General features: G+C 70.4%; 25 protein-coding genes and 1 tRNA gene. 15 read left to right on the top strand and 11 right to left on the bottom strand.

All coding sequences use genetic code 11. From position 1 onward, the window contains the following. Positions 1-132: 132 nt before the first annotated feature. A complete protein-coding gene (locus Pph01_RS25260; RefSeq protein WP_239117001.1) occupies positions 133-1194 on the bottom strand; it encodes a LacI family DNA-binding transcriptional regulator in 1062 nt (353 codons plus the stop codon). Between the two features lie 80 nt (positions 1195-1274). Then, a complete protein-coding gene (locus Pph01_RS25255) occupies positions 1275-2060 on the bottom strand; it encodes an IclR family transcriptional regulator (RefSeq protein WP_204075640.1) in 786 nt (261 codons plus the stop codon). A gap of 289 nt (positions 2061-2349) precedes the next feature. On the opposite strand from Pph01_RS25255, the gene Pph01_RS25250 reads away from it, so the two are divergent. The 3 genes from Pph01_RS25250 (at position 2350) to Pph01_RS25240 (ending at position 5936) form a co-directional block, all read left to right on the top strand. Continuing rightward, complete coding sequence (locus tag Pph01_RS25250) at positions 2350-3810, top strand: benzaldehyde dehydrogenase (protein ID WP_204075639.1); 1461 nt, start codon at positions 2350-2352, stop codon at positions 3808-3810. A 107-nt stretch (positions 3811-3917) separates the two neighbouring features. Further along, the gene (locus Pph01_RS25245; RefSeq protein WP_239117000.1) at positions 3918-5141 is read left to right on the top strand and encodes a CynX/NimT family MFS transporter; all 1224 of its coding nucleotides are present in this window, start codon (positions 3918-3920) and stop codon (positions 5139-5141) included. A gap of 84 nt (positions 5142-5225) precedes the next feature. Continuing rightward, on the top strand, positions 5226-5936 hold the full coding sequence (locus Pph01_RS25240) for a hypothetical protein (RefSeq protein WP_204075637.1): 711 nt from the start codon (positions 5226-5228) through the stop codon (positions 5934-5936). Here Pph01_RS25240 and Pph01_RS25235 read toward each other — a convergent pair. The 3 genes from Pph01_RS25235 to Pph01_RS25225 form a co-directional block, all read right to left on the bottom strand. Continuing rightward, the gene (locus Pph01_RS25235) at positions 5933-6571 is read right to left on the bottom strand and encodes a Uma2 family endonuclease (RefSeq protein ID WP_204075636.1); all 639 of its coding nucleotides are present in this window, start codon (positions 6569-6571) and stop codon (positions 5933-5935) included. The two genes, Pph01_RS25240 and Pph01_RS25235, sit on opposite strands and share 4 nt — an antisense overlap. Positions 6572-6639: 68 nt before the next feature. Beyond that, positions 6640-7179, bottom strand: coding sequence for a cysteine dioxygenase (locus Pph01_RS25230; protein ID WP_204075635.1), 540 nt, complete (start codon positions 7177-7179; stop codon positions 6640-6642). Continuing rightward, positions 7176-8066, bottom strand: a complete 891-nt coding sequence (locus Pph01_RS25225; RefSeq protein ID WP_204075634.1) for an amidohydrolase family protein — start codon at positions 8064-8066, stop codon at positions 7176-7178. The genes Pph01_RS25230 and Pph01_RS25225 overlap by 4 nt, the downstream gene beginning before the upstream one ends. 162 nt (positions 8067-8228) lie before the next feature. Here Pph01_RS25225 and Pph01_RS25220 point away from each other — a divergent pair, with 162 nt between their 5' ends. After that, positions 8229-9251, top strand: a complete 1023-nt coding sequence (locus tag Pph01_RS25220; protein WP_239116999.1) for a LacI family DNA-binding transcriptional regulator — start codon at positions 8229-8231, stop codon at positions 9249-9251. On the opposite strand, the gene Pph01_RS25215 is transcribed toward Pph01_RS25220, so the two are convergent. The 3 genes from Pph01_RS25215 to Pph01_RS25205 all read right to left on the bottom strand — a co-directional run bounded on the left by Pph01_RS25215 (position 9248) and on the right by Pph01_RS25205 (position 13286). Further along, positions 9248-10618 (bottom strand): aromatic amino acid lyase, encoded by a 1371-nt coding sequence (locus tag Pph01_RS25215; RefSeq protein WP_204075633.1) that lies wholly within the window; start codon positions 10616-10618, stop codon positions 9248-9250. The two genes, Pph01_RS25220 and Pph01_RS25215, sit on opposite strands and share 4 nt — an antisense overlap. Next, positions 10608-10979 carry a phage holin family protein gene (locus Pph01_RS25210; RefSeq protein ID WP_204075632.1) on the bottom strand — a complete coding sequence of 124 codons (372 nt, stop codon included), beginning with the start codon at positions 10977-10979 and terminating at the stop codon, positions 10608-10610. The genes Pph01_RS25215 and Pph01_RS25210 overlap by 11 nt, the downstream gene beginning before the upstream one ends. A 201-nt stretch (positions 10980-11180) precedes the next feature. Further along, entirely contained in the window at positions 11181-13286 is a 2106-nt protein-coding gene (locus tag Pph01_RS25205) for an acyltransferase family protein (RefSeq protein ID WP_204075631.1), read from the bottom strand. A 377-nt stretch (positions 13287-13663) separates the two neighbouring features. Here Pph01_RS25205 and Pph01_RS25200 point away from each other — a divergent pair, with 377 nt between their 5' ends. After that, entirely contained in the window at positions 13664-13939 is a 276-nt protein-coding gene (locus Pph01_RS25200) for a hypothetical protein (RefSeq protein WP_203955560.1), read from the top strand. 9 nt (positions 13940-13948) lie between these two features. On the opposite strand, the gene Pph01_RS25195 is transcribed toward Pph01_RS25200, so the two are convergent. Beyond that, positions 13949-15313, bottom strand: a complete 1365-nt coding sequence (locus tag Pph01_RS25195; RefSeq protein ID WP_204075630.1) for a ferredoxin reductase family protein — start codon at positions 15311-15313, stop codon at positions 13949-13951. Positions 15314-15461: 148 nt separating this feature from the next. Between Pph01_RS25195 and Pph01_RS25190 the strand changes: the two genes are divergently transcribed. The 10 genes from Pph01_RS25190 to Pph01_RS25145 all read left to right on the top strand — a co-directional run bounded on the left by Pph01_RS25190 (position 15462) and on the right by Pph01_RS25145 (position 22511). Further along, positions 15462-16190 carry a response regulator transcription factor gene (locus Pph01_RS25190; RefSeq protein WP_239116998.1) on the top strand — a complete coding sequence of 243 codons (729 nt, stop codon included), beginning with the start codon at positions 15462-15464 and terminating at the stop codon, positions 16188-16190. 42 nt (positions 16191-16232) lie between these two features. Beyond that, positions 16233-16619, top strand: coding sequence for an OsmC family protein (locus Pph01_RS25185; RefSeq protein ID WP_204075629.1), 387 nt, complete (start codon positions 16233-16235; stop codon positions 16617-16619). Positions 16620-17978: 1359 nt separating this feature from the next. After that, complete coding sequence (locus Pph01_RS25180; RefSeq protein WP_308441919.1) at positions 17979-18578, top strand: hypothetical protein; 600 nt, start codon at positions 17979-17981, stop codon at positions 18576-18578. Between the two features lie 90 nt (positions 18579-18668). Further along, positions 18669-18742: transfer RNA gene (locus Pph01_RS25175), tRNA-Lys, on the top strand. Between the two features lie 204 nt (positions 18743-18946). Next, entirely contained in the window at positions 18947-19159 is a 213-nt protein-coding gene (locus Pph01_RS25170) for a hypothetical protein (protein ID WP_204075628.1), read from the top strand. A 40-nt stretch (positions 19160-19199) separates the two neighbouring features. Continuing rightward, complete coding sequence (locus Pph01_RS25165) at positions 19200-19733, top strand: 2'-5' RNA ligase family protein (protein ID WP_204075627.1); 534 nt, start codon at positions 19200-19202, stop codon at positions 19731-19733. Between the two features lie 70 nt (positions 19734-19803). Further along, on the top strand, positions 19804-20529 hold the full coding sequence (locus Pph01_RS25160) for a restriction endonuclease (RefSeq protein ID WP_204075626.1): 726 nt from the start codon (positions 19804-19806) through the stop codon (positions 20527-20529). A 73-nt stretch (positions 20530-20602) separates the two neighbouring features. After that, positions 20603-21307, top strand: a complete 705-nt coding sequence (locus tag Pph01_RS25155) for a class I SAM-dependent methyltransferase (RefSeq protein WP_239116997.1) — start codon at positions 20603-20605, stop codon at positions 21305-21307. 5 nt (positions 21308-21312) lie between these two features. Continuing rightward, positions 21313-22230, top strand: coding sequence for a YwqG family protein (locus tag Pph01_RS25150; RefSeq protein ID WP_204075625.1), 918 nt, complete (start codon positions 21313-21315; stop codon positions 22228-22230). Continuing rightward, the gene (locus Pph01_RS25145; protein ID WP_204075624.1) at positions 22221-22511 is read left to right on the top strand and encodes a hypothetical protein; all 291 of its coding nucleotides are present in this window, start codon (positions 22221-22223) and stop codon (positions 22509-22511) included. Before Pph01_RS25150 ends, Pph01_RS25145 begins: the two co-directional genes overlap by 10 nt. 16 nt (positions 22512-22527) lie before the next feature. Here the strand turns inward: Pph01_RS25145 and Pph01_RS25140 are convergent, their stop codons facing one another. Beyond that, positions 22528-23730, bottom strand: coding sequence for an NAD(P)/FAD-dependent oxidoreductase (locus Pph01_RS25140; RefSeq protein ID WP_204075623.1), 1203 nt, complete (start codon positions 23728-23730; stop codon positions 22528-22530). Between the two features lie 96 nt (positions 23731-23826). Then, positions 23827-24732: a hypothetical protein gene (locus tag Pph01_RS25135; protein ID WP_204075622.1), complete on the bottom strand. Its 906-nt coding sequence runs from the start codon at positions 24730-24732 to the stop codon at positions 23827-23829. Positions 24733-24778: the final 46 nt, after the last annotated feature.

Genomic DNA, 24778 nt, shown 5'->3' with positions numbered 1-24778 from the left:
CGCGAAGCGCGGTGACGGGCACGGCCGAGGTGAACTCCCCGCCGGTCGGCGTGAGCTCCCGCCGGTGTGACCACCGGGGTGTGACCTCCCGGGTGTGAACCCCCGATGGTGTGAACCCCCGCCGGCCGGGGGTCAGCTCCCGGGCCCGACCTCTCCCGAGCCCCGATCGACGAGCCGGGTGGGCAGTTCCACGCGGCGCGGCGGGCCGTCGTCGCCGGACAGGCGTTGGAAGAGCAACTCCGCCGCCGTTCTCCCCAGCCCCACCGGGTCCTGCGCGACAACCGTGATCTTCAGCAGGTCCGCGAGCTCGAAGTCGTCGAATCCGACCAGGGCCGGCCGTTCCATCGGCTCCGCGCCCCCGCCGTGCCGTACGCCGGGCGGGGCGAACGAGGCGAGCGAGGCGAACACGCGGAGGGTGGCCACGGTCATCCGGCCGTTGCCGGTGAACAACGCCGTCGGCGGCTCGGGCGAGGACAACATCCGCTCCACGTCGGCCTGGACCCGCGCCTGGTCACCGGGACCCATGGCGACCAGCCTCTCCTCGTACGGCAGGCCGGCGGCCGCCAGGGCCTGCCGATAGCCGCGCAGCCGTTCCTGGGCGGTGAAGATGGCCGGGGAGTCGCCCAAGAAGGCGATGCGGCGATGGCCGTGCGCGATGAGGTGTTCGACGCCCGCCCGGGAACCGCTCGAGTTGTCGCAGAGCACGATGTCGGTCTCAGGGCCGGCGCCCGGCGGGCGGTCGGCGAAGACGGCGGCGATCCCGGCGTCGACCTCGGGCGTGAGGTACTCGTGGTCCTCGCCCGCCGGGACGATGATCAGCCCGTCGACGCGGCGGGCGCAGAAGGCGAGCACGAGGTCGCGTTCCCGAGTGGGGCTCTCGCCCGACGACCCGGTGAAGACGAGGTAGTCGTGCCCCAGCGCGACGTCCTCGACGGCTCTGCTCAGGCCCGAGTAGAAGGGGTCGGCGACGTCCTCGATCACGAGGCCGATGCTGGAGGTGCGGCCCTGGCGCAGAGTCCTGGCGCCGTCGTTGCGGCGGTAGCCGAGCCTGTCGATGGCGGCTTGGACGCGCTCGGCCGTGGCGGTGTTCACCCCGGGCTCGTTGTTGACCACACGTGAGACGGTCTTGAGCGCCACTCCCGCTGCGGCCGCCACGTCGTTCATGGTCGGTCGGCCGCGCCTCGTCTCTGTCACGGCTGGATCATCCCGCATCTCCGGGCCGGTGACGACGTTGTCAAGCGGTCAGAGGCTCCAACCGTGCGAACGGCCCGCGCTCAGCGGCGTGCCGCGGAGTCGCCGGTGCCGGTCGCGTGCAGGTCGGCCTCGACGCGGGCGGCCGTGGCGAGCAGCGGCGGGAGAAGGTCTCTGCGGACGGATTCGAGCGTCGTACGGCTCGCATGGCAGGACACGTTCACCGCCGCGACCACGCGCCCGCCGCGATCCCGGATCGGCGCCGCGATCGAGCGAAGGCCCTCCTCGAGCTCCTGGTCCACCATCGCCCAGCCCTGGGCCTTGACCCGGTCGAGTTCCGCGCGCAGGGCGGCGGGCGACGTCGTGGTCCGCGGGGTGAGGCGCTCCAGCGGCGAGCGTTCGAGAGCCGCGTCGAGCTCCGCGGGGGTGAGCCAGGCCAGCAGCACTCGGCCCATCGAGGTGCAGTAGGCGGGGAAGCGGGTGCCGATGGCGATCGTGACCCGCATGATCCGCGCCGTGGGGACGCGGGCGACGTAGACGACGTCGCCGTCGTCGAGCACCGACACCGACGCCGACTCGTGCACCTCGGCGACGAGCCGCTCCAGGTGCGGCAGGGCGACCTCCGGGAGCGAAAGACTCGACAGGTAGGCGTAGCCGAGTTCGAGGACGCGCGGCGAGAGCGAGAAGAGCCGTCCGTCGGTCCGCACGTAGCCCAGCCCGACCAGAGTGAGCAGGAAACGCCGCGCGGCGGCCCGCGTCAGATCTGTCTTGCGCGCGACGTCGCTGAGCGTGAGTTCCGGGTTGGTCGCGTCGAACGCCCGGATCACCGCCAGGCCCCGAGCGAGCGACTGGACGAACTCCTCGGCCATGGGCCCTCCCACCTTCCGAGCACGAACTCTGGCGTCCCATCGTTGTTCGTATTTTGAACCGACGTTCTCAAAGCGCACGAGGTGGCAGAAGCAGCGTCCCCATTTTCGTTGACGTGCGATGGGGTGGGGCGTAGCTTCCACTGTACGTTCCACCGAGAACGTGCGTTCGCACAGCGAACAAGATCTGATCTGCGGGTCGTCGTCGGAGACGACGGCCTCGGGCACGCCGATTCTCCTGGAGGTCGCGGTCACCCTCCGACTCCGAGTTGCACCATTAGGAGGATTTTTCATGACATTGATGGACGCGAAGATCTGGGCGGGTTCGATCTTCGGTGGTGAATGGGTGACGTCGCGGGCCGGTGACGCTCCCGTCATGGAGCCGGCGACCGGCGATGAGATCGGCCGCGTGGGCCTTGCGGGTCCCGAGGATGTCGCGGCGGCCGCCGTACGGGCGGACGAGGCCCGGCGCGAGTGGGCCGCGGCGACGTTCGAGGAGCGGGCCGCCGTCCTGCGCAGGGCGGGCCGGCTGTTCGAGGAGCACGCGGAGGAGATTCAGGGCTGGATCATCCGGGAGGCGGGCTCCATCCCCGGCAAGGCCGCGTTCGAGGCCGCCGTCGCCGCGTCCGAGTGTTATGAGGCGGCGGCCCTGGCGTCCCAGCCCTCGGGCGAGATCCTGCCGACGGCCCGGCCGCGGCTCAGCCTGGCCCGCCGCGTGCCGGTCGGGGTGGTCGGGGTGATCGCGCCGTTCAACTTCCCGCTGATCCTGGCCATCAGGTCGGTCGCCCCGGCGCTCGCCCTCGGCAACTCCGTCGTCCTGAAGCCCGATCCCCGTACGGCGGTGAGCGGCGGCGTGTCGATCGCGCGCGTCTTCGAGGAGGCGGGGCTGCCCCCGGGCGTGCTTCACATGCTTCCCGGCGGACCCGAGGCCGGGGAGGCCCTCGTGGCCGATCCGCATATCCCGGTCATCTCCTTCACCGGATCGACGGCGGCCGGCCGAAGGGTCGGGGAGATGTGCGGCCGGCTGCTGAAGCGGGCCCACCTGGAACTGGGCGGCAACTCCGCGCTGATCGTCCTCGACGACGCCGACCTCGACCTGGCCGTCTCCGCCGCGGCGTGGGGTTCGTTCTTCCACCAGGGCCAGATCTGCATGACCACCGGGCGGCACCTCGTGCACTCCTCCCTCCAGGAGGAATACGTCGCGCGACTGGCGGCCAAGGCCGACCACATGCCGGTCGGCGATCCGGCCACCGGCCAGGTCGCCCTCGGCCCGCTGATCGACGAGCGGCAGCGCGACAAGGTCCACGCCCTGGTCACGGGCAGCGTGGACGCAGGCGCACGGCTCGCGGCGGGCGGCACGTACGAAGGCCTGTTCTACCGGCCCACGGTCCTCGCCGACCTGACGGCCGACGCGCCCGCGTACGCGAACGAGGTCTTCGGGCCGGTCGCGCCGGTCATGCCGTTCTCCACGATCGAGGAGGCGGCGGCGCTGGCCGGAGACAGCGAGTACGGACTGTCGCTCGGCATCCTGACGCGGGACGTCATGAAGGGACTGGCTCTGGCCGACCTCGTCCCCACGGGCATCGTGCACATCAACGACCAGACGGTGGACGACGAGGCCGTCGCCCCGTTCGGCGGGGTGGGCGCGTCGGGAACCGGCTCCCGCTTCGGCGGAGGCAGGGCCAACGTGGACGCCTTCACCCACACTCAGTGGGTCACGATGCAGGGGGACATCGCCAGGTACCCGTTCTGAGTGCATGATCACGCCGAGGGTGGGTTGGTTGGTTATGGTTTGTGGATTGGCAAGGCATGTTGAGGCATTGAGGGTGTTCGTAGTTGCTCATGGGTAATCGTGGCCGGGTGTTACTTGTCGTCGGGTTCGTTCTGGCGGCATGGAACCTCAGGCCGGCGCTGGCAGGCGTCTCCCCGCTCCTGAGCGACATCATGGACGACCTCTCCCTCTCCCCGGCCGCGGGTGGGGCGATCACGACGGTCATGGTGCTCTGCCTCGGTGTGCTCGGCCCGCTGGCCCCCGCTCTGTCCACCAGACTCGGGCTCGACCGCACGCTGCTGGTCGGCCTGCTCATCCTGGCCGTGGGCGTCGTCGTGCGCAGCACGGGAGGCCTCGTCGGCCTGTACGCCGGGGCCGCCCTGGCGGGCACCGCGATCGCGATCATGAACATCGCCATGCCCGGCCTCGTCAAGCAGCACTTCCCCTCCCAGGTGGGGCTCCTCACCGGCGTCTACGTCTCGTGCCTGGTCGCGGGCGCGGCCGTGGCGTCGTCCGTCATGGTGCCGCTGGCCGGTGAGTACGGCTGGCGGACGGCCACGGGCTCGGTCGCCGTGCTCGCGCTGGCGGCGGCGCTGCTCTGGGCGCCGCAGGCCTTCCGGCGTACCGCGGGAGGCGGCGGGGCGGCAGGCCGCGGGCGATACCGCACGCTGCTGCGGAGCAGGACCACATGGGTGGTCATGACCTTCATGGGGCTGCAGTCGCTGACGTTCTACGTCGTGCTCGCCTGGCTTCCGACGATCTTCCAGGACGCCGGTCTGCCCGCCGACGAGGCCGGGTACATGCTCGGGCTCACGAACCTGGCCCAGATCGCGGCGACCCTCACCGTGCCCATCCATGCGGGCAGGGCGCGTTCCCAGGTGCCGCACGTGACCGCGGCCGCGGTCCTCACCATGGTCGGATACGCCGGCGTCCTGCTCGCACCGACGACGCTGCCGTGGCTCTGGATGATCGTCCTCGGCATCGGGCAGGGCGCCTCGATCGCCCTGGCTCTGCTGATCATCACCTTGCGCGCCCCCGACCCCGCGTCGGTGACCGCGCTGTCGGCCGTCGCCCAGTCGAGCGGCTACACGTTCGCCGCGCTCGGCCCCTTGGCCTTCGGCCTGATCCACCAGGCCACCGGGGACTGGACCGTGCCGCTCCTCGTGGGTCTCGTCGCCTGCGCCGTCCAGCTCGGGTCGGGCGTGTTCGCCGGTCGTCCCGCGTCGGGCGATCCCGCCGCTGCCGAGGCGGCCGGGACGGCCGCGCCCGGTGCGGTCACCCCGTCACCGGGCACTTCGCCGGGAACAGGCTGACGGCGACGCCGCCGTGACGAGTGCCTCACGGCGGCGTGAGCGCCTAAGCTTTAGGTAAGCCTTGCCTAAGTGAGTGGAGACGCCGTGCCTCTTGGAGCTCTCACCGAGAGTCTCGAAAGCCTCGCGGCCGAGAGGGACGGCGTGATCGGCGTGCTTCCCGGGCTCGTCACGCAGGACGCCGATGGGTGGATGCGGGTCTCCGACCTGGTGCGGGAGCCGTACGAGGGGCTGGCCGGACTGGTGCGGGAGACGGCGGAGCGGTGGGACGCCCCCCGCCACGTGGGCGCGGCGCTGCTGTGGAAGACCTACGGCTACTGGCACACGTTGCCCATGGCCCTCGGCTGGCAGCTCGGGCGGCACGTGCCGTTGATGCGGCTCGAGGACATTCTCGTGCGGTCGTCCGAGGCCGGCGTGACGATCGCGGCCGAGAGGGTGAGCGTCGCCGTCCTTCCCGGGGATCCGATGGCGGGAGCCCCCGGAACGGTGGTCGTGGACAGCCTGGGTACGGCGATCAGGGACGCGCTGCTCGACGGGCAATGGCCTGTCATCCGGGCTCTCGGCGCGCTGGCCAGAGTAGGGGAGCGCACGTTGTGGGGATCCACGGCGGAGGCGTTCGTCGGACCTCTGTTGGAGTTCGGGCCCTACGACCAGGCCGCCGCGCTCCTCGCGGAGATCGGCCGCCCCGTGGACGGCCTGATCGTCCCGCACAAGGACGGCTACCGCCGCCGCACCTGCTGCCTCTGGGTGGCCATCCATCCCGAAGACCCCTGCACCACCTGCTGCGTCCTGGACTAGCGCGGCAGGGCGTCCAGGTCGGCGGCGATGGTGAACGGCACCTCCACGGCGAGCCGGGCGTGGTAGATCCCTGTGACGGCGTACGCGCGCGTCGCCGGGTCGATCTCGTAGACGTAGACGACGGGGCGGTTGTCGTCGTTCTCGACACGCCAGAAATGGGGGATGCCCGCTGCGGCGTAACGCTGGGGCTTGATCTCCCTGTCGCGGTATTCGGACTCGGGCGACACGACCTCGATGACCAGATGGACCTCTTCGGGGACGTAGAACGTCCTGGCGTCGTCCGCAGCCGCGGCGGCCTCCACCAGCGAGACGTCGGGGTACGGGCGTTGCCGCAGCCCGAGTTTGACGTCCATCTGACTGACTGCTGCGAAGCCGCCGGGCACCTGCTCGTTCAGGACCGTCCGGAGCCCGAACACGACCCGCTCGTGGAAGCGCTTCTGGGGGGACGTGAAGATGAGGGCCCCATCGACGAGCTCGACGTGCTTGAAGAAGTCCAGCTCGCCGTTGGGGCCGTCCAGAGGCAGACGGTCGAGATCGTCGGCCGTCCATCCCCCCGGCGGGGGGTACGGCCAGTCATCGAGCACGCTGGTCACGTCACGCAGCGTAGCGTCGTCACCGTCACCATTCGTGGTCATCGCGTTACATTCTCGTCGGCCCTGTGCTCCTGTCTGCCATTGTCGCTTTTCGGATCGGGCACGCAAAGCTACGCCGGGTCGAGGGGGCGCAGTTCGTCGGCGTAGCTGACCGACAGGCGGCGCATCATCCCGTCCTGGTTGATGGAGTACTGCCCGAGACGCCACAGGGGCGGGGAGTAGGCGTGGATCGACACGCTCCCGTGCTGTGCTCCGGTCAGGCGGTGGATGTGGTCGGGGCCGAACGTGAACGACTCGCCTTCGGCGACGGCCGTCTCCAGGTGCTCGCCGCCGATTCGGGGGTTGCACTCCTTCAGCTCTCCGGTGACCACGCGGACCGCGCCCGAGGAGATGTCGTGGTCGTGCCAGCCCGTGTCGTCCTCCGGGCGCCAGCACAACAGCCACACGTCCACATAGGAGTCGCGGTAGAGCGATGCGTAGTGACGGCCGCCGTCCTCCGCGCCCTCGAAGTTGAGGTTGTCCTCCCACAGCTGGGGCTGTTCGGCGAGCTCGTTGACCAGCTCCGACAGCTCGCGGCGGTCGAGCGCACGGGTGGGGAGCCCCTCGAAGGGAGCACAGCGCTCGCTGACCTGGACGGTGGGGGTGCTCATGACTGCGACTCCTTTCGTTTCAACAAGCGATGAGGATTGGCCACGCGGATGGCGTGGCGGGCGGCTTCGCCGAACTCGGGCGAGGGGGCCTCCGCGTACGGAAGGTCCGAGCCGTTGACGACGACGTCGATGCCGAGTTCCCGGACGACGGCGTCGATGGCACGCGGACCGTAGGACGAGGTCTCGACGAACACGTTCGCGTCCACGATTCCCCGGCCGGAGCCTCCCCGGCTGATCTGGCGCTCCGAGTGGAGGGGCGCCAGGCCGGCCAGCAGGGCGAAGCAGATCTTCAGGTGGGGGTGCCTGGGCCGGCCGAAGGCCTGGAAGGCGTACCACGAGGCGTGCATCTGCTGGACGTACGGCACGACCGCGGCCCACCAGGACGGGCCCTGCGGCGTGGTCGCGGGCCCGGGATGGACGAAGAGCGGCAGCCCGCGCTCCTCCAGCACGTCGAGCAGCGGGGCCACGGCCGCGAAGCCCCCGGCGTCCCCCAGGACGGTGGCGGGTAACTGGAGGCCGCGGAACCCCTGATCGAGGGTGTGCGCGAGCCGTACGGCGTCGACGTCGGTCACCGGCGCGGCGGCCCAGGCTCCGAAGGGGGCGGGCAGCTCGCGGGCGCCCGAGTGGTAGGCGTCGATGAGCGGCCACGCCTCAGCCGGAGGCAGCTGTTCGACGCCCAGAGGGCTCGACAACGAGACGAGCGCGAGGTCGAGGTCGGCGTTGAGCTTGAGCCGGGCGTCGACGTCGTGGGCGCCGGGGTCGACCTCGTAGGGCGCCTCGCCGTCGAGGATCAGCGTCCAGCCGTCGAGAAGCGGCGGCTCGGTGCGGCGACGCAGGGCGTCGAGGAACGACGGCGTCCACAGATGCTGGTGCACGTCGATGCCCACTCGTCACCTCCCACGTAGCCCTAATTCCCGACTGATAATACATGTAATCGGAGGGGAACATGCTTGTCAAGGCGCTGAATCGATTCACTGATACGTTTCAGTGAAACGCTTCACTTGGAGATGTGTCAAGACGGGAAGCGCCGTCCGGCATAGGGTTACCGCGTGGCTCAGCGTAAGCGCGCGACGATTCGCGAGGTGGCACAGGCGACCGGCCTGTCACCCGCCGCGGTGAGCTACGCCCTGCGTGGCATGCAGGTGTCCGAGGAGACCATGCAGCGGGTACGGCAGGCCGCCGCGGAGCTGGGATACGAGGCCGACCCGATCGCCCGGGCCCTCGCCAGCGGCCGCACGGGGATGATCGGCCTCCTCTGCGGCTCGCTGGAGGACCTGTGGCAGCAGTCGCTCGCCGTCGGGATCGGCCGGGCCCTGCGCGACAAGGACCGGTACGCGCTCATCCTCGACGCTGCGGGCGACCCCGCCCGGGAGCGCACGCTCGCCCTCCAGCTCAGGGACCAGCGGGTGGACGGGCTGATCGTGCAGCCGGTCGACCCGGCGGCCAGGTTCTGGGCCGACCTCGCCGACTCCCTGCCCGTCGTGGCGATCGGCGACGCCCTGCTGCACGGGCACACCGCGGCCGAGGTGGTCTTCGACAACCGGCGCGGTGTCACGATGGCGCTGGAGTACGTCAGGGACAAGGGCCACCGCCACGTCGCGGTGCTCACCCCGACCCGGCCGAGCACCCCCGACCGCCCCGCCGACGTCCATGTGATCGCGGAGGCGGAGCGCCTCGGCCTGGACATCGACGTGAGGTCGGCCGGTCAGGGCCTCGCCGACTCGGCCGAGGTCGCGGCCGGGCTCCTGACCCGGCCCGACCGGCCGACCGCCGTGTTCTGCTTCTCCGACTCGATCGCCTACGGCGTGTACAAGGCTGCGGGCGAACTCGGGCTCTCGGTGCCGGAGGACGTCGCGGTGATGGGATACGACGACCACCCGATGTCGGAGCTCCTCGGCCTGACGACCGTGAACTGGGACCTCGACGGCATCGTACGGGCCGCCGTCCGGCTCGTCGTCGCCGCCTCGGACGGCAAGATCCACCGCCGGCGCATCGTCCAGGCGCCTGACCTGCGTGAGCGCGTGTCGGTCCAGCGGGCCGCCGATCCGCAGGACGCGCGGGACACGACCTAAGCGAAGCCCGGAAGCGCCGCCCGCGCGGCCTCGATGTCGGCGTCGAGCGGACGGTCCTCCATGCGCGGGTCGAGCGGAACGTCGCAGGAAAGCCCGCGCTGCCGTTGCGCGCGCACGGCCGCGACCAGCTCGCAGGCCAGGACGATCTCGTACGGCTCCAGCGTCGCGAGGCAGGCCCGCGCCGCCTGCGTGCCGAACCCGGCGTGGTCCTCCACGCTGCGCGACAGGACGGCGCCCCCCAGGGTCACGGGGGCGGCGAGATTGCGCAGCGTGGCCAGGGCGTCGTAGGCGACGTATTCGAGGATGAGCGCCCCCGAGGCGCCCGGCCGGTCGGCCAGGAACGGGATCAGGCCGGTGTAGGCGGGCTCCATCATGGTGGCCAGCCGCGCCGTCGACAGCGACGCCGTCTGCACGAGCGCGGCGCGTAGCCCGTCGAGGGCGAGGGCCACGGGCGCGGTGTGGAAGTTGCCGTTGTGCCAGGCCCTGCCGCCCGCGATGAGCGGGTTCTCCGCCGCGGAGTTCATGTCGGTCGTGACCACCCGCTCCGCCATGTCCAGCGCGTCGAAGGCCGCCCCGTGGACCTGCGGCAGCGCGCGGTAGCCGTACGGGTCCTGAAGACGAGGGGACGGCCCGGGGGTGAGCAGGCGGCGCAGGCGGGTGGCCACCCTGGCCTGGCCGGGATGGCGCCGCGCGTCCTGCACGGGCTGTTCCAGGGGTTCGTCCGACGCGTCGACGGCGCGCCACGAATGGGCGGCCACCCCGATGGAGGCGCCGAGCAGCGGCCGGAGCCCCGCGCACGCGAGCGCGGCGTCGCCCAGCGTCATGGCGTTGGCGCTCATGAACGGCAACGCGTCGGATCCGGAGAGGGCGAACGATGGCGCCTGATCCGGAGACCATGGGGCGCGCCGCCAGGGGACCTCGCCCGTCAGGCAGAGCGCGGTCGTGGACAGGGCCGTGAGGTCGCCCGTGCCGATGGCGCCGTAGAGGCGGACGGGGGGAGTGAAACCCTCGTTGATCGCGTACGCGAGGACGGGGAGGACCCCGGGGTTGACGCCCGAGCCGCCGCGGAGGAGCTGGTTGAGGCGGATCACCATCATCGCCCGGGTCCGGTCCTCCCCGACCAGGGGCCCGGCTCCGCCGGCGTGGCTGCGCGCCAGGTCGAGCCCCTGCTCGTGGACGGCCACGTCCTTGTTGGCCCCGACACCCGTGGTCCGGCCGTACACGGGGCCGTGCAGCTGGCCGGAGGCGTGCCAGGCGGCCCGGGCCGCGGCGGTCGAGCCGACCGCGACCCGCGCCTCGCCGCGGGCCACCGCACCGACCTGTTCGCAGGTCAGCGTGGTGCCGTCGAGAGTGATGTCAGTCGTCACCGAGGATCATGTTGAGGACCCAGCTGATCACGCCGACGATGAGCGCGCCCCAGAAGGCGGCGACGAACCCGTCGACGTGGAACGGCAGGTCCACCTTGTCGGCCACCCAGCTCGTGAGCAGAAGCAGGGCGGCGTTGACGACGAGGGCGAACAGGCCCAGCGTCAGTACGTAGAAGGCGCATCCGATGGTCTTGATGATCGGCTTGAGCACCGCGTTGACGAGACCGAAGATGAGCGCGACGGCGATGAGGGTGCCCGCCTGCTTGGCGGCGCTGCCGGTGTTCACCGTGATGCCGTCCACGAGCTGCGTGGACACCCACAGTGCTCCGGCGACGATCAGCACCTTAAGGATGATCTTCAAGGGGGGATCCTTCCATGATCGGAAAAGCGGGTGTCAGGCGGCCGAGACGGACAAGCATGCTCGCCCCGCCCTCCGCCCGGCAAGCCTGCCGGCCGCCCGCGGCGCACCCCCGATGACCCGCATCGCTGACACGTAGTGATCGTATAGTTCGGCGGTCCCGGAGCCTTCGGGCGGGCTCCCCGGGACCGCCGGACCGACGGCTCAGACCTTCGGCAGACGGGACATCAGAAGCGGCGCGAGGAGCTGGGCGTACTGCTTGGTCATGTGGCCCTCGTCCCGGTAGACGAGCAGGTTGCCGATGACCGGCGGGCACGTGCCCGCCGTGCCGCAGAACCACTCGGTCGGGTCGATCACCTTGATCTTGGCCTTCTTCGCCGCGGCGGCGATGGCTGCGCGGCGGGCGGGCGAGTGCAGGGCCTTCGGGAGCTTGTTCGTGCAGAGAGTCAGAACCCGGGGGTTCTGGGCCAGGCACTCGGGCGCGTCGCTGATGGGCCAGGGGATGTCCTGGATCAGGGTCATCTTCGTGCCGCGCGCGTTGATCTGCTTCAGCGTCGCCGCGAAGCCCGCACCCCAGGCGGCCGCGTTGTCGGTGTTCTTCGGGAAGATCGTCCCGTCTTCCGACGAGGACAGGACGACGAGCGCGGGATGCAGCTTCTTGATCCTCGCGATCGTCTGGCTCCGCCAGGTGTCGCAGGTGTCGTACGCCTTGCCGGTGCGGACCAGCGTGATCGACGAGACCTTGCACGACGCCTTGGTCCACGAGTAGAGCTTCCAGTGGTTCTTCTTGGCGAGCGTCTCCATCGCGGGGAACCAGTGCGCCGCGTGGGAGTCGCCGAAGAGCACGACCACCTTGCTCGACGTGAGGTCGCCGAAGGCGCACTCGGGCATCGAGACGTCGTCGTAGCCCACATGGCAGCCGTCGTCGTAGACGATCGCCTTGTCGTCCTTCACCGTGGTGAGAGAGGGCGTCAGGTTGCCGGGAAGCCGCTCCGGCGGCACGCCGCCGCCGATGGCGGACTTCAGGAACGCCTCGGCGTCCGGCGCCGAGGCCATCCCGGCCGGCAGGTCCGCGACCGGCGGGCCGTACGGGATCGAGGGGGGCACGGTGGCGGCCACCAGGGCGATCACCGCGGCGCCGGCGGACAGGGTGACTCCGAGTGAGATCGCCCGTCCCGGCCGGTTCTTGAACGCGCGGTGGAAGCGGACCGGGTTCTCCACCAGGTAGAGGGTGACGGCGGCCAGGATCAGGCCGATGGCGCAGAGCGCGAGATTGACCTTGAGCGTGCCGTGCAGGCCGAGCGCGGCGGGGCCGATCACGAGGAGCGGCCAGTGCCAGAGGTACCAGCCGTAGGACAGGCCGCCGATGCGCTGGAAGGGCGCCAGGCCCAGCAGCAGTCGCGCGTCGGCGCGCGCCGCCGCCGTGCCGCCCGCGATCACCATCGCGGTGCCGACGACCGGCAGGAGCGCCTGGTAGCCGGGGAAGGGGGTGTCGTTGTCGTAGACCAGCGCCCCGGCGAGGATCGCGGCCAGGCCGGCCCACGTCATGGCGGCGGCGATCCGGCCCGGCGTACGGGCGAGCCGCGCGGCCGCCAGCGCCACGAGGGCTCCCGCGCCCAACTCCCAGATGCGGGTGTGCGAGCCGAAGTAGGACCAGGGGGCCGAGCGCGGGGTCTCCACGATGCTCAGCACCAGCGAGACGGCGGACAGGGCGATGAGCGGGACCGCCAGGTAGCGGGTCCGGCTGCTGCGGCCCCCGCGGCTGAGGAGCCAGGCGGAGACGATCAGCAGCAGGGGCCACACGAGGTAGAACTGCTCCTCGACGGCCAGCGACCAGAAGTGCTGGAACGGCGAGGGCGGAGCGCCTTCCTGCAGGTAGTCGGTGCCGGTGATCGCCAGCCGGAAGTTGATGGCGTAGAGCGTGCTGGCGAGGGCGTCCTTGGTGTACTCCGCGAATCTGACCGGCGTGAGCCACAGCCAGGAGCCGATCACGGTGAACACGACCACGATCGTGGAGGCGGGCAGGAGTCGCAGGGCCCGCCGCGCGTAGAAGCGCCGGATCGAGATGCGGCCGGTGGTGTCGAGTTCACGCAGCAGCAGCGAGGTGATCAGGAAGCCCGAGATCACGAAGAAGACGTCGACGCCGATGTAGCCACCGGCGAACAGACTCACCCCGGAGTGGCTCAGCACCACGAGCGAAACCGCGACGGCGCGTAGTCCCTCGATGTCGGTCCGCTTCCGGGTGTGCGGAGGGGGAGCGGGCTCGGTGTGCTCGATTCTTTCCAGCGGCACGGGAGTCGCGTGCGTCACTGTGCGCTTCTCCCGGCGGCCGGCGCGGTCATTCGCGAAGCGGGCGGGGATTTCCGGGGAGACGGCATAGCGACAAACCGAAACAGAACCGTCGTACCAGGTCAAGTCCCCGTACGGAGGTGTTCCGCTGAAGTTCATACTGGTTTCATATAGGTGGCGAACAAATGTCTACGAGGTGGGACGAATGGATCTCATGCGCGTTCGGTGGGCTCGATTGGGGCGCCACGGGGGGCCTCAGTGGAGCCGCAGGGGAGTCGCAGGGGAGTCGCAGGAGACGGGGGGTCGGCAAAGGGCTCGTGGTCTCTGACTACCCTTTTCTCTGCCATGGGCATAACCGGCACGGCTTGGGGCAATGACGATTTTTGGGGTGAGTGTGGATGGACGTGGAAGAGCTCGATTCGTTGTCGGCGAAGGAATTGCACGACCGCGCCGTGCACTATGCCGTACGGCACGGCGATTTCGGATTCCTCTGGGACCTGCTGAAGCTGATTCCGGCCGCCGAGGCCGCCAGCGGCAACTCCGACGAGACGGCGAACGATCTCAGCCGGGTGTCCGCGCTGCTCAGCGATGCGATGGCGGCGGGTGAGGGGGAGCTCGGCGACGCCCTGCGGCCCGTCTACGTCGACTACCTGTCCAAGCATCCCGACGCCTGAGGGCCCGCCTCAGAGCTCGAACGGGTCGTGGTGGATGTGCCGGTCGCGGACGCCCGCCTTGCGCAGCTCCGCGTTGACCCGGCGGACGAGACCGGGGGGACCGCACAGGTAGACGTCGCGGTGCCCGATGCCCGGAACGAGCCGGGCCAGCCCCGCGGCGGTGAGCTCCTCCGGGATGTGCCGGTCATCGGTGACCCCAGGACCGCCGCCGTCCCGTCCGTCCTCGTCCAGCAGATAGACCAGGCGCGCGCCGCGTGACCCGGCCAGCTCGTCGAGCTCGTCGCGGAAGACGACCTCACTCTGCGACCTCGCCCTATAGAGGACGACCGTCCCCGGCGGCATCTCCTCCAGCAGCGCCCTGATCGGCGTGATCCCGATCCCGGCGGCGATCATCAGGACGTCCTCGTTGACGCGTGCGCCGGCCGTGAAGCTCCCGTAGGGGCCCTCGACCACGACCCGGGTGCCGACCGGGACCTCCTGCAACCCGCGGGTGTGGTCGCCGAGCGCCTTGACCGTCACGCGTAGACGGCGCCCGTCGGGAGCGGCCGACAGAGAGAAGGGGTGGGCCTGCCCCCAGTCGTTCCGTGTGAGGAAGCGCAGCCACAGGAACTGGCCCGGCTCGACGCGGAACTCGCGCATTCTGCGGCCGCCGATGTGGATCGAGGTGACGTCCGGCGTCTCCTTGACCACGTCCGACACGCGGAAGCCGTGCCGAGCCGCCAGCCTGGCCGGCCGCACGACCCGCCGCCAGACGGCCAGCGTGAGGGCCGTGGCGTACAGCGCGATCCAGAAGACCCGGGCGATCCCCTTGATGTCGGTGGAGATCGTGATCGTGTGGGCGAACGCCAGCGCGGTTCCCAGATAGGCGTACAGATGCAGGTAGTACCAGGTCTCGTAACGCATACGCCGCTTGATCACGCGGATCGAGGTCAGGCCGATCATCACGATCAGAGCCGTCCCGACGTAGGCCGCGAGCAGCCAGGGATAGCCGAAGACGAATCTCATCGTCTGGTCCGCCAGGCTTCTCCCGGCGGCGTGGCCCACGGTGCTGAAGACGATGTGCGCGGTGACGAACGCGAACACGGCGGCCCCGAGCCTGCGATGCCACACCGCGATGAGCCGCGTGTCGAGGACCCTGCTCATGAGGATGAGCTGGACGGCGATGAGATATCCGGCGAGCATCCCGGCCAGCCTGCCGGTGCCGACGACGGGGTCGGCGGCGAAGCGTTCCCCTGAGCGGACCGCCCAGGGGACGAGCACCGCGGCCGCGCCCGCCCAGAAGATCGCGGGCCACAACCACGCCGCGGCGGCGCCGGCCGTACCCGCCACTGGCCGGTCCGCCGGATCCGCTCCCGTCACCTCGGTGTGTGCCATCCCACGACCATGGCCGATGGATATGAGGCGGATCTGAACGAGTCACCCGCGGCCGGGCCCGGGATCGGCTGCCCCGCAGGAGGATCCGGACGCCCGGCCTGCGGCGTTCCTTCATGAACTTCTCATCGCCGCAGGCCAGGATGACGGGGTGGCCAAGACACGGATACTGGTCGTGGACGACGATCCGGACGTGCGCGACGCGATCGCGCGCGTCCTGCGCGGGGAGGGGCACCGCGTCACGACCGCCGATGACGGCGCGTCGGCGCTCGCCGTCATCACCGGTGCCACGCCGGAACTGGTGCTGCTCGACGTGCTGATGCCGCGGATCGACGGCCTCGAGGTGTGCCGGAGGCTGCGGGAGAAGGGCAACCGGGTCCCGGTGCTCATGCTGACCGCGCTCGAGGACGTCGGGGACCGGGTCGCCGGGCTCGACGCGGGAGCCGACGACTACCTGATCAAACCGTTCGCCGTCGAGGAGTTGCTGGCCAGGGTCCGGGCGCTGCTGCGCCGTACGGCCCCGGCGGAGCCCGCCGCGGGCTTCGCCGACCTGACCCTCTTGCCGGAGAGCAGGCAGGCCAGGCGGGGCGGCCGGGTCTTCGATCTGACGAGGACGGAATACGCCCTGCTCGACCTGCTGATCCGCAACGGGGGACAGGTGCTCACGCGGAAGGTCATCCTGGAGCGGATCTGGGGGCACGCCTTCCGTCCCGCGTCCAATTCGCTGGAGGTCTACATCCGCTACCTGCGCAGGAAGACCGAGGCGGCGGGGGAGCCCCGGCTGATCCACACCGTGCACGGGCTGGGCTACGCGCTCAGGGAGACGATCAGGGACACCCTCCGTGACCCGGGGGCGATCGGAGAGGCGGCCGGGCGCTGATCTCGCCTCGTGGCGCTCATGGTCCCCAAGTAGGGTGACGACATGGCATACGTCCACGTCGAGCGCACAGAAGACGGATTCGTTGCCCGCAACGACCGGGGCGCGGAGATCACCATGGGCTCCTCCGAGGGCGTTTTCAGCCCTCTGGAGCTGCTGCTCGCGGCCGTCGGCGGGTGCAACATCATGACGGTGGAGCCCCTCACCGCCCAGCGGGGCCAGCGGCTGATCCGCCTCGCGGTGGACGTCACGTCCGAGAAGGCCGCCCCCACCCTGCTCGAGTCCGTCACGGTCACCTACGACGTCGAGCCGCCGTCCGAGGAGGCCCGGGAGGTATTCGAGGCCGTGGCGCAGCGCGTCCATGAGCGCCACTGCATCGTCAGCCGTTCGCTTGAGCAGGGCACCGAGGTCCGCGTCATCCTCAACGGGTAGCCTCCACGTGGGTTTCGTGGACGGTTGTTCGCGGATTCGAGGGGTCCGGGCTCCGTCGCGGGGGGTCACTTGACCGTGTCGCACCAGGTCAACGCCGGATGTAGGCCGAAAATCCACCTGTCGATGACGAGTTCATGACAACCACGGCGCTAATGTGGTAGCAGGTCGAGACGACCGGATGAGCTTTATTGAAGGACGCGGAGGGGGAACCGCGTCCGGCGATAAGCGGGGGCCTGCCGGTGCCTTTGGGGAGGGCATGCCTGGCGGAACCGCTTTAGCCGGGGCCGGACAGTTGGGGGACTGTCCGGCCTCGGCGTTTTTTATGCCCTGATTCCGGGGCCCGCCGTAACCTTGCCGCCTCCCTGCCCGGCTTCCGGGGGCTGCCGTAACCCCGCGGCCTCCCTGCCCGGATCCCGGCGTCCCTTGATGGCCGGGTTGGTCGGTGGTCCTGGCTTCCGTGCCCGATCCCGGGCCTCCTTCGTGGCCTGCGCTTGCCCCCTTCTTTCGTGCGGCGGCTGCGCGCTTCGGGCGGCCCCGCTCGCCCCTGAAGGCCGGGCCTTCCACCGCTTTGCCTCAGATTGCCCTCGGTCTCCGGGTTGCGACTGTGCCGAGAAGCCTTGATCGCGAAAGCGTGCACGATCACGGCCGGAATGTCTGCAGGCCAGGGCGTATGTCTCCGAACCTGTGCATGATCACGGCCCATCCCCGGGGGGTCCACCCGGGGCCCATGCTGGGGGGCTTCCGGGCTTTGCCTAACCGGGGTCCGGGTGAGACGCATCCTGACGAGCCCGTTACCCGGGGTGCCTTTACCCTCCGCATGCCGGTGTGTGGACACCCTTTCCTTGACCGCGCCCCTGACTTGCTCTTTGCCAGGAGGGCTTTGCCCGGATACGCCGTCAACCCCATGTGGCGAGGGCCTCGGCCTCGATGAATTCGGCATTTCGGCCTTCCGGGCTCGTGGTCTGCCCTTGGGGGAAGGGGTAGATCTTCTGGGTGTTATGGGGTCTTTACTTGGTTATCTCCTGACTTGTCTTGTAGAGTCCCAATTGCTACCAACAAGTGGCAAAGTCCAGGAGAAGAGATCAGCAGTGGGCGACCCCACGTGCGGCCTCACTCCAGATCCTTCGGACCACGTCTGACATACGGCGGCCCTCGGGCCGGTCCTCATAGCTTCCGCGCCTGAGCGTGTGTCTCGCGGGCGATCGATGTTCTCTCGCCCGGCCGGCGACCGCGTCCACGGCCTGTCCGAACCGCAAGGTTCGATCGCCGACGCAAAGTCGCTCATCCAGTCGTCTCACGAAAGATCCCCGGCCTTCCATGAAGACCTTTATCGATCCGCGTACCAAAGCCGTAGTAGGCATGTGTACCAACGCCGTCCGCGACCTGGTCGGCAAGGGCGTCCGCGAGGTGCGGGCCCACCGGACCGTGTCGTCCGTGACCACGATGGCGTGCGCCGCCATGATCGGCGCATCCATCATGGGCGCCGCACCGGTCGTGAAGCCGGCGAGCGACACCCTCCTCGCCGCTCCGGCCAGCGTCGAGAACGAGCAGGTTCTGCTGAGCGGCTCGACGAGCGGTTCGTACTTCTGGGACGACGGCTCTGGCCGTCAGGGGGACACCGGGCAGCCCGCGATCGGCAAGCCCATGCAGCAGGGCCTGTTCGCCAGCCCCAGCTGGCCCCTCGGCACCGAGGGCTACATCTCCTACAACGGCCGCAGGGCCAAGTTCTTCATCGGCGACCGCGGTCCCGGCACCCCGTCGAGCGACGGCGTCATGCTCGACATCGACGGCAAGACCTTCGCCGACCTCGTCGGCACCAGCTGGAACTCCGACACCCTGACGGTCGGCGGCTCGCAGGGCCACATCAAGGTGGACTACGTGGTCACCAAGTGGGGTGACGGCCCCGGCAAGCGCGGTGAGCCCGTCCCCTTCTCCAGCGCCGCGTGGAGCAACAGCTGAGCCGGGAAGGCCTCCCTGCGCGGGCGACCTCGCACCCGATTTCCGATGTGCGTGCCGTCCCCGGGACTGCTAAGGTTACGCACGTCGCAGGCGCCGCTAGCTCAGTTGGTTAGAGCAGCTGACTCTTAATCAGCGGGTCCGGGGTTCGAGTCCCTGGCGGCGCACGTCGCACAAGACCGGCGCATCTCTCGTTCGATCGAGAGGTGCGCCGGTCTTTTTCATGTCCGGTGGCCCTCTGCGGAGGGCGAAGCGGCGTCCTTGTGAGCGCTTCGGGGATCAGTCCGCGGTGATCGCCTCGGCCCGGTCGGCCCCGCGGCGCGTGAGATCCGGCATGGGGCTCCTGTGCATGATTCACAGATTGATCGGACATGTCCTCAGACGGCCATCGCGTGGTAACGGTAAAGGCGGAAGATCCCTTTGCCGTCCGGGAATCACCGAGGCATGGCGGACTGATGCGGCGTGACATGTTCGTCGATGCGCCGAACGACATGCAGATCGTCATCGACGATCTGCACGGGGCGGATCTCTCGCTCTTCGCTGTCGCCGGACGTGGTCGCGGCGGAGGCCGGCCAGGGGAATGACCAGATGATCGCGCTACGTCCCCCGACTGAGAGGTGACCGGTGACGGAATTCGCACCAGGACAGACGGCGCTGGTGATCCATGTACCCGAGGCGGAACCGGTGGTGGGCTCATGGCGGAGTCGGTTCGACTCCTCCGCCGCCCATGGGGTTCCCGCGCACGTGACGGTGCTCTATCCCTTCCTCGACGCCGATCGCGTCGACGCCGGGGTCGTGGCCGCGCTGGGGGAGCTGTTCGCCGCTCACGCCGCGTTCGACGCGCGGTTCTCCGCCTGTGGCCGGTTTCCCGGCGTGATCTACCTGACTCCCGACCCCGACGCTCCGTTCCGGGAGCTGACCGAGGCGGTCGCGGCGCGCTGGCCCGAGGCCCCGCCGTACGGCGGGCAGTTCGAGGAGGTCCTGCCGCACCTGACCGTGGCCGACGGCGTGCCGGCCGACATCCAGGACATGATCGAGGCCGAGCTCTCCGGACGGCTGCCGGTGACCACCCGCGTTCGTGTCGTGGCGCTGGAGACCTTCGACGGAGCGCTGTGGAAGGAGACGGCTTTCTTCCCCCTCGGGTGCCCTGAGGCGTGAGCCGCGCGCACGGTTTTGTCGGTCGAGCCGACCAGACTCGGCAGGGTCTTCCCCGATCCTGGAGGTCTCGATGGCGAGGCGCAGATCACCAGCGCGGAACCGGCGCGGCACTCGCGGCGCCGGCGGTAACGGCCTGTTGTGGGCGCTGTCCGTCGTGGTCGTTCTCGTGGCGGCGGCCGAGGCCGTGCGATCCGTGGGGTGGGCGACGCTGCTCACGGTCGCCGTGGTCGCCGTCGTCGTGCCGGTCGCCGTCGTTCTCGTGATCCGCCGGATGGGGACGACCTACCGCAGGGACGCGCTGCGGAGGGCCGGGCTCGACCGGCTCGATCCGCGGCGTTTCGAGGAACTGGCGGCCGAGTTGCTGCGCCGGGACGGCTTCCGCAAGGTCACCGTCGTCGGGGGAGCGGGTGACCGGGGCGTCGACGTGCTCGGCGTCGCCCCGGATGGTGTGCGCTACGCGATCCAGTGCAAGTACTACACGCGTGCGGTCGGCCCGGGCCAGGTGCGTGATTTCGTCGGCGCCCTGCAGGCCAGGCCGTACCGGGACCATCGCGGGGTCCTGATCACCTCACACCGTCTCAGCGCGGAGGCGGCCAGGACGGCACGGGATCACGACCTGGTCGTCATCGACCGCGACCGGCTGGGCGACTGGCTGCTCGACGCCTACCGCCTCGGGCCGGGCTGGCGGTCACCGGTGTGGCTCGCCCGGCTGCGACGTGGCAGGGAGGTTCCCGCCGAGGAGCCCCGCGTTTCGGAGCCGGGACGGGGCGGTGGTGAGATGGGCGGGCCAGGATGATCTCGTCGTGATGATCCGCCGTGATGAGCCGGCCATGATGATCGGTCCGCCGCCGTCCGGAAGGTGCTCGACGATGCGACTGCTCGACGGCGAGAGTCTGGAGCGCTCCGCGGTGGTGGCCAACCGCACGATGAACCGCGAACGCGGCCTGGTCGGCTCCGGCGGCTATGGCCGCGCGCTGGGCCTCGACGTGCTGGACTTCCTGCGGACCCGATCGTCTACGCGGTCGTCCACCCGGCTGTCCACCAGGCCCGTCGTGCGATGGCTCGACCTGTGCTGCGGTGAGGCGCGGGCGCTCCTCGAGGCGTCCCACGTGCTCGGAGACGACGCGGAGATCGTGGGAGTGGATCTCGTCGACTTCTTCGCCGGTCCCTCCCGGCCGCCGCGGCTGCGGCTGATCACCGCGTCGATCACGACGTGGGAGCCCGATGAGCCGTTCGACCTGATCACCTGTGTGCACGGCCTGCACTACGTCGGCGACAAGCTCGGCGTGCTCTCCCGGATCCCCGGGTGGCTGGCCGACGACGGCATGTTCGTCGGCGACTTCGACACGAGGTGCATCCGGCTGGAGGACGGCTCGCAGGCGGGACGCCGACTGACCGCCGCGCTCAGGGCGTCGGGGTTCGCCTACGATTCGCGGCACCACCGGATCACCCGCCGGCGCGGTGGCGGCGATCTGCCCGGCCTGCCCTATCAATACCTCGGATCCGACGACGCCGCCGGGCCGAACTACACCGGCCAACCCGCCGTCGACTCCTACTACTCCTACCTGGGCTGAACTCGATGAATGATCGCGCCGTCACCAGGGAGAGCCTGACCGGCCTGGCACGGACCCATCTTCCCGCGGACGTCGCCGACACCTGGACGTCCCTGCTCAGACCCGGCCTGCGGCTCACGCATGCGCGGGACGGGGACCAGGTGGCCGGGCACCTCGGCGGAGACCCGGTGCTTCCCGCGGACGTGCCCTGGCCCGTGTGGGAGGGCCGGGGGCCGCTCACGTTCATCGCGGCGCTGGAATGCTCGGCGCTGGACTACTCCGCGCTCGACTGCTCCGCGCTCGACTGCTCCGCGCTTGACCGCTCGGTCCTGGAGCCTGCGGATCCCGGCGGGCCGCCGCCCGACGGGGTCCTGTCGTTCTTCTACTTCGACGGTCAGATCGACGACGGTGAGGAGATCGTCGGTCCCTGGGATCCGGCGACCCAGGCGGGAGCCCGCGTCCTCTACGTCCCCGCTGAGGCCGACGCGTCGCCGCGCGAGGCGCCGGCGGGGATCGAGCCGTATCCCCGCGTGCCCCTGCGGGCGCACACCGTCGTGACGGTCCCGACGCCCACTCACCCGGTGCTCGTCGCGGCGTTCGGAGGCGATCGCGAGACGATCAAGGATCATCCGGTGTCGGCACGGCCGTTCCGCAGAGGCCTGCCGTCGTCCGGCGACATCGGCCATCGGGTGGGCGGATACGCCGCTCCCGTGCAGGCGGACGTGGAGTACGAGGTCGCGCAACTCGCGCTCGGGGGTGTGGACTGGCGTGATCCACGGCTCCAGGAGGAGGCCGGACGATGGCTCCTCCTCGCCCAGTTCGACTCCGACGACCGCGCGAACATGATGTGGGGAGACGCCGGCGCGCTCTACTGGCTGATCCGGCCGGAGGACCTCGCGGCCCGGCGTTTCGACCGGGCCCTGTTCACCTGGCAGTGCTGCTGACCCCCGCCCACCGGAGACTTCGCGGTCATCCGCCGTCGGAGGGGGGTAGGGCGGCGGCCGCCATCTTCGCCGTGGAGACCTACTGGCCGGCGGCGGACGGCTGGTCGGCGGCCCGGATCGAGGAGGAACTCGTCGTCACCGCCGACGGCTGCGAGGTGATCACGAAGTTCCCCGCGGAGGACCTGCTGATCGCCGGTCGCCGCTACCACGCGGCCGGCGGGCCGCTGCCCGCCCTCCGGGACGCCCAGTCGCATCGCGACACCTCGTACGGCACGGCCTGACCCGCGGCGTCGCACGTCAGACGCGCGGCGCGGGGTTGGCGCGGCCGCCGCGCGTCCACAGCGCGCGGCTGGGGAGGGCGAACAGCTTCGACAGCCGGTAGGTCGTCATCGGGCTGCTGGAGACGAACTCCTTGTAGGCGACCGCGCGCCTGCCGGTGAGGTGCCAGCGGCGGGGGGTGTCATCGGCGCGAGTGAACTGGATGACCGCGTCGTGGCGGCCCAGGCTCACGGGCTGGTGCATATAGCCGAACCGGAACGGCTTCGGCCGCCTGCCGCGCAGTTCGCGGCCGATCGCGTCGGCGGCGTGCACGGCCGTCGGCAGGCCGCTCTGGCAGGTGCCGTGCAGCACTCCGTAGGCCTGACGCACGGCGGCGGCGTCGCCGACCGCGTAGATCGCGGGGTGGGAGACCGAACGCAGCGTGGCGTCGACCACGATCCGGCCGCGGTCGTCGGTGGCGATACCCGATCGCGCGGCCAGCGCCGCCGCGCGGACACCGGTCGTCCACAAGGTGGCGTCCGCGTGCACCAGTTCGCCCCCGGACAGCTCGACGGCGTCAGGCAGCACCTTGGTGATCTCGACTCCGGACCGGACCTCGACGTGGAGCCGCTCCAGCGCCCGGTTCAGGTACGCGCGGGCGCGCTCGCCCATCATCGAGCCGGGCACGTCCCGGCTGATCAGGACGGTCCGGATCGAGGGGAAGGACTCGGCGATCTCGGTGGCGGCCTCGACGCCGGTGAGCCCGGCGCCGCCGACGGCCACGGTGCCGCCGGCCGCCGCGATCTCGGCCAGTCTGGCGGCCAGTCGTGCCGCCGCCGCGGGGTCGTCGAGGGTGTGGGCGTGCACGTCCGCTCCGGGGACCATCGTGCGGTCGGCCTTGCTGCCGAGGGCGTAGACCAGCCGGTCGTACGGCAGGACCCGCGTCTCGTCGGAGGCCGTCACGGTGACCTCGCGGGCGTCGGGGTCGATCGCGGTGGCCCAGCCCTGGACGAAGTCGACGCCCGTGCCGTCGAGGACGTCCGGGATCTGGAAGTCCGGCAGCGACTGGCCGGTGGCGATCTGGTGCATGCGCAGCCGCTCGGTGAACCGGCTGGACGGGTTGACCAGCGTGACGTGCCCGCCGTGACGCCGGGCGCGCCCCGCCACGCGGATCGCGGTGAGCATTCCGGTGTAGCCCGCGCCCAGGACGACGATCCGCTGTGAGCTTCTTCTGGAGGACATGGTGTCCCTTTCCGTTCCAGGCGCCCCCTGTGGGCGCCTTTCACTTCCGAGACGAAGCCCGCCGCGGAGAACGTGACATCCGCGGGCGACGGATTTTCACGACAGGGGTGTCAGCCCGAACTCCTCGTACACCCGGCTGTCGATCTCCGTCTTCCTGGGCTGGAACAACGGGTAGAAGTCCCTGCCGCACTCCAGGTCGTCGAGGGCGTCCCTGATCTCACGGTCCAGGTAGGGGCGGGCCTGCTCGATCGACAGGTCGGGCTCGAAGAGCGCCCCCGCCGGCTGGTCCATCTCCTCGCGGACGTCGTCGGGGATCCTCGTGCCCATGGGCCGCTTGATCGCCTCGAACGCCCGCCGCCCGCGGTCGGCCATGTCCGTCGGCAGCTTCGATCCGATCCGGTGGCCCCTGCTCTCAAGGCACGCGGCCATGGCGCCCGCGCGCTCGGCGATCCGGGGATCACGGTCGAGCGTGCTGCGCGCCGACTCGGCCACCTGGGCGTTGGCCTGGTCCACCTGGTCGGAGATCGACGTCACGTCCTTGCCGTAGACGTCGTTCACGGCCCGCAGGTAGCAGGCCGTGTCCGCGTCCTGGTAGGCCCCGAACTGCGTCCGCGACAGCGCGGCCATGAGCCTGTGGTTGGGGTCGGGGTCGGGGTCGGGAGGGAGCGGCCGGTCCGGGGGCACCAGGGGGTTCCCGAACTCCTGGGGATAGACGTAGAAGGCGAACACCCCGTAGCCGTTCCTCTGCCGGAACCGCTTCATCGCCTCGTAGTCGCCCGCCTCTTCCCGGAGTTCGTCGGTGGTCTTCTCCCTCGCGGGCGCGACGTAGGGGATGTACCGGAAACCCCGGTCCCTCATGCAGTCCGCCCGCATGGACTCGGCCTGGAGGGCGCGTTGCGCCGGCGTTCCCGGTCCGGCCTGCGTCCGTCGTGCGTCCGCGTGTCCGCATCCCGAGAGCATGGCGAGCAGGAGCACGGCGATCGCCGTGGTCTTCCCGTGCATGCCGTTCCCCCTTCTGGAACCCGGCCTCGAACTCGCCGAAGCTCTC

Origin of the sequence: Planotetraspora phitsanulokensis, assembly GCF_016863295.1 — a bacterium.
GTDB lineage: Bacteria > Actinomycetota > Actinomycetes > Streptosporangiales > Streptosporangiaceae > Planotetraspora > Planotetraspora phitsanulokensis.
The sequence above is the reverse complement of the archived record's forward strand: the minus strand, read 5'-3'. Positions and strand labels throughout refer to the sequence as shown.

Coding starts and splice junctions, on each gene's coding strand:
- Pph01_RS25150 (WP_204075625.1), top strand. CDS start 21,313: ATGAATGATCGCGCCGTCACCAGGGAGAGCCTGACCGGCCTGGCACGG.
- Pph01_RS25195 (WP_204075630.1), bottom strand. CDS start 15,313: ATGGCACACACCGAGGTGACGGGAGCGGATCCGGCGGACCGGCCAGTG.
- Pph01_RS25140 (WP_204075623.1), bottom strand. CDS start 23,730: ATGTCCTCCAGAAGAAGCTCACAGCGGATCGTCGTCCTGGGCGCGGGC.
- Pph01_RS25200 (WP_203955560.1), top strand. CDS start 13,664: ATGGACGTGGAAGAGCTCGATTCGTTGTCGGCGAAGGAATTGCACGAC.
- Pph01_RS25255 (WP_204075640.1), bottom strand. CDS start 2,060: ATGGCCGAGGAGTTCGTCCAGTCGCTCGCTCGGGGCCTGGCGGTGATC.
- Pph01_RS25160 (WP_204075626.1), top strand. CDS start 19,804: ATGGCGAGGCGCAGATCACCAGCGCGGAACCGGCGCGGCACTCGCGGC.
- Pph01_RS25185 (WP_204075629.1), top strand. CDS start 16,233: ATGGCATACGTCCACGTCGAGCGCACAGAAGACGGATTCGTTGCCCGC.
- Pph01_RS25135 (WP_204075622.1), bottom strand. CDS start 24,732: ATGCACGGGAAGACCACGGCGATCGCCGTGCTCCTGCTCGCCATGCTC.
- Pph01_RS25180 (WP_308441919.1), top strand. CDS start 17,979: ATGTGTACCAACGCCGTCCGCGACCTGGTCGGCAAGGGCGTCCGCGAG.
- Pph01_RS25170 (WP_204075628.1), top strand. CDS start 18,947: ATGTCCTCAGACGGCCATCGCGTGGTAACGGTAAAGGCGGAAGATCCC.
- Pph01_RS25155 (WP_239116997.1), top strand. CDS start 20,603: ATGCGACTGCTCGACGGCGAGAGTCTGGAGCGCTCCGCGGTGGTGGCC.
- Pph01_RS25250 (WP_204075639.1), top strand. CDS start 2,350: ATGACATTGATGGACGCGAAGATCTGGGCGGGTTCGATCTTCGGTGGT.
- Pph01_RS25230 (WP_204075635.1), bottom strand. CDS start 7,179: ATGAGCACCCCCACCGTCCAGGTCAGCGAGCGCTGTGCTCCCTTCGAG.
- Pph01_RS25235 (WP_204075636.1), bottom strand. CDS start 6,571: ATGACCACGAATGGTGACGGTGACGACGCTACGCTGCGTGACGTGACC.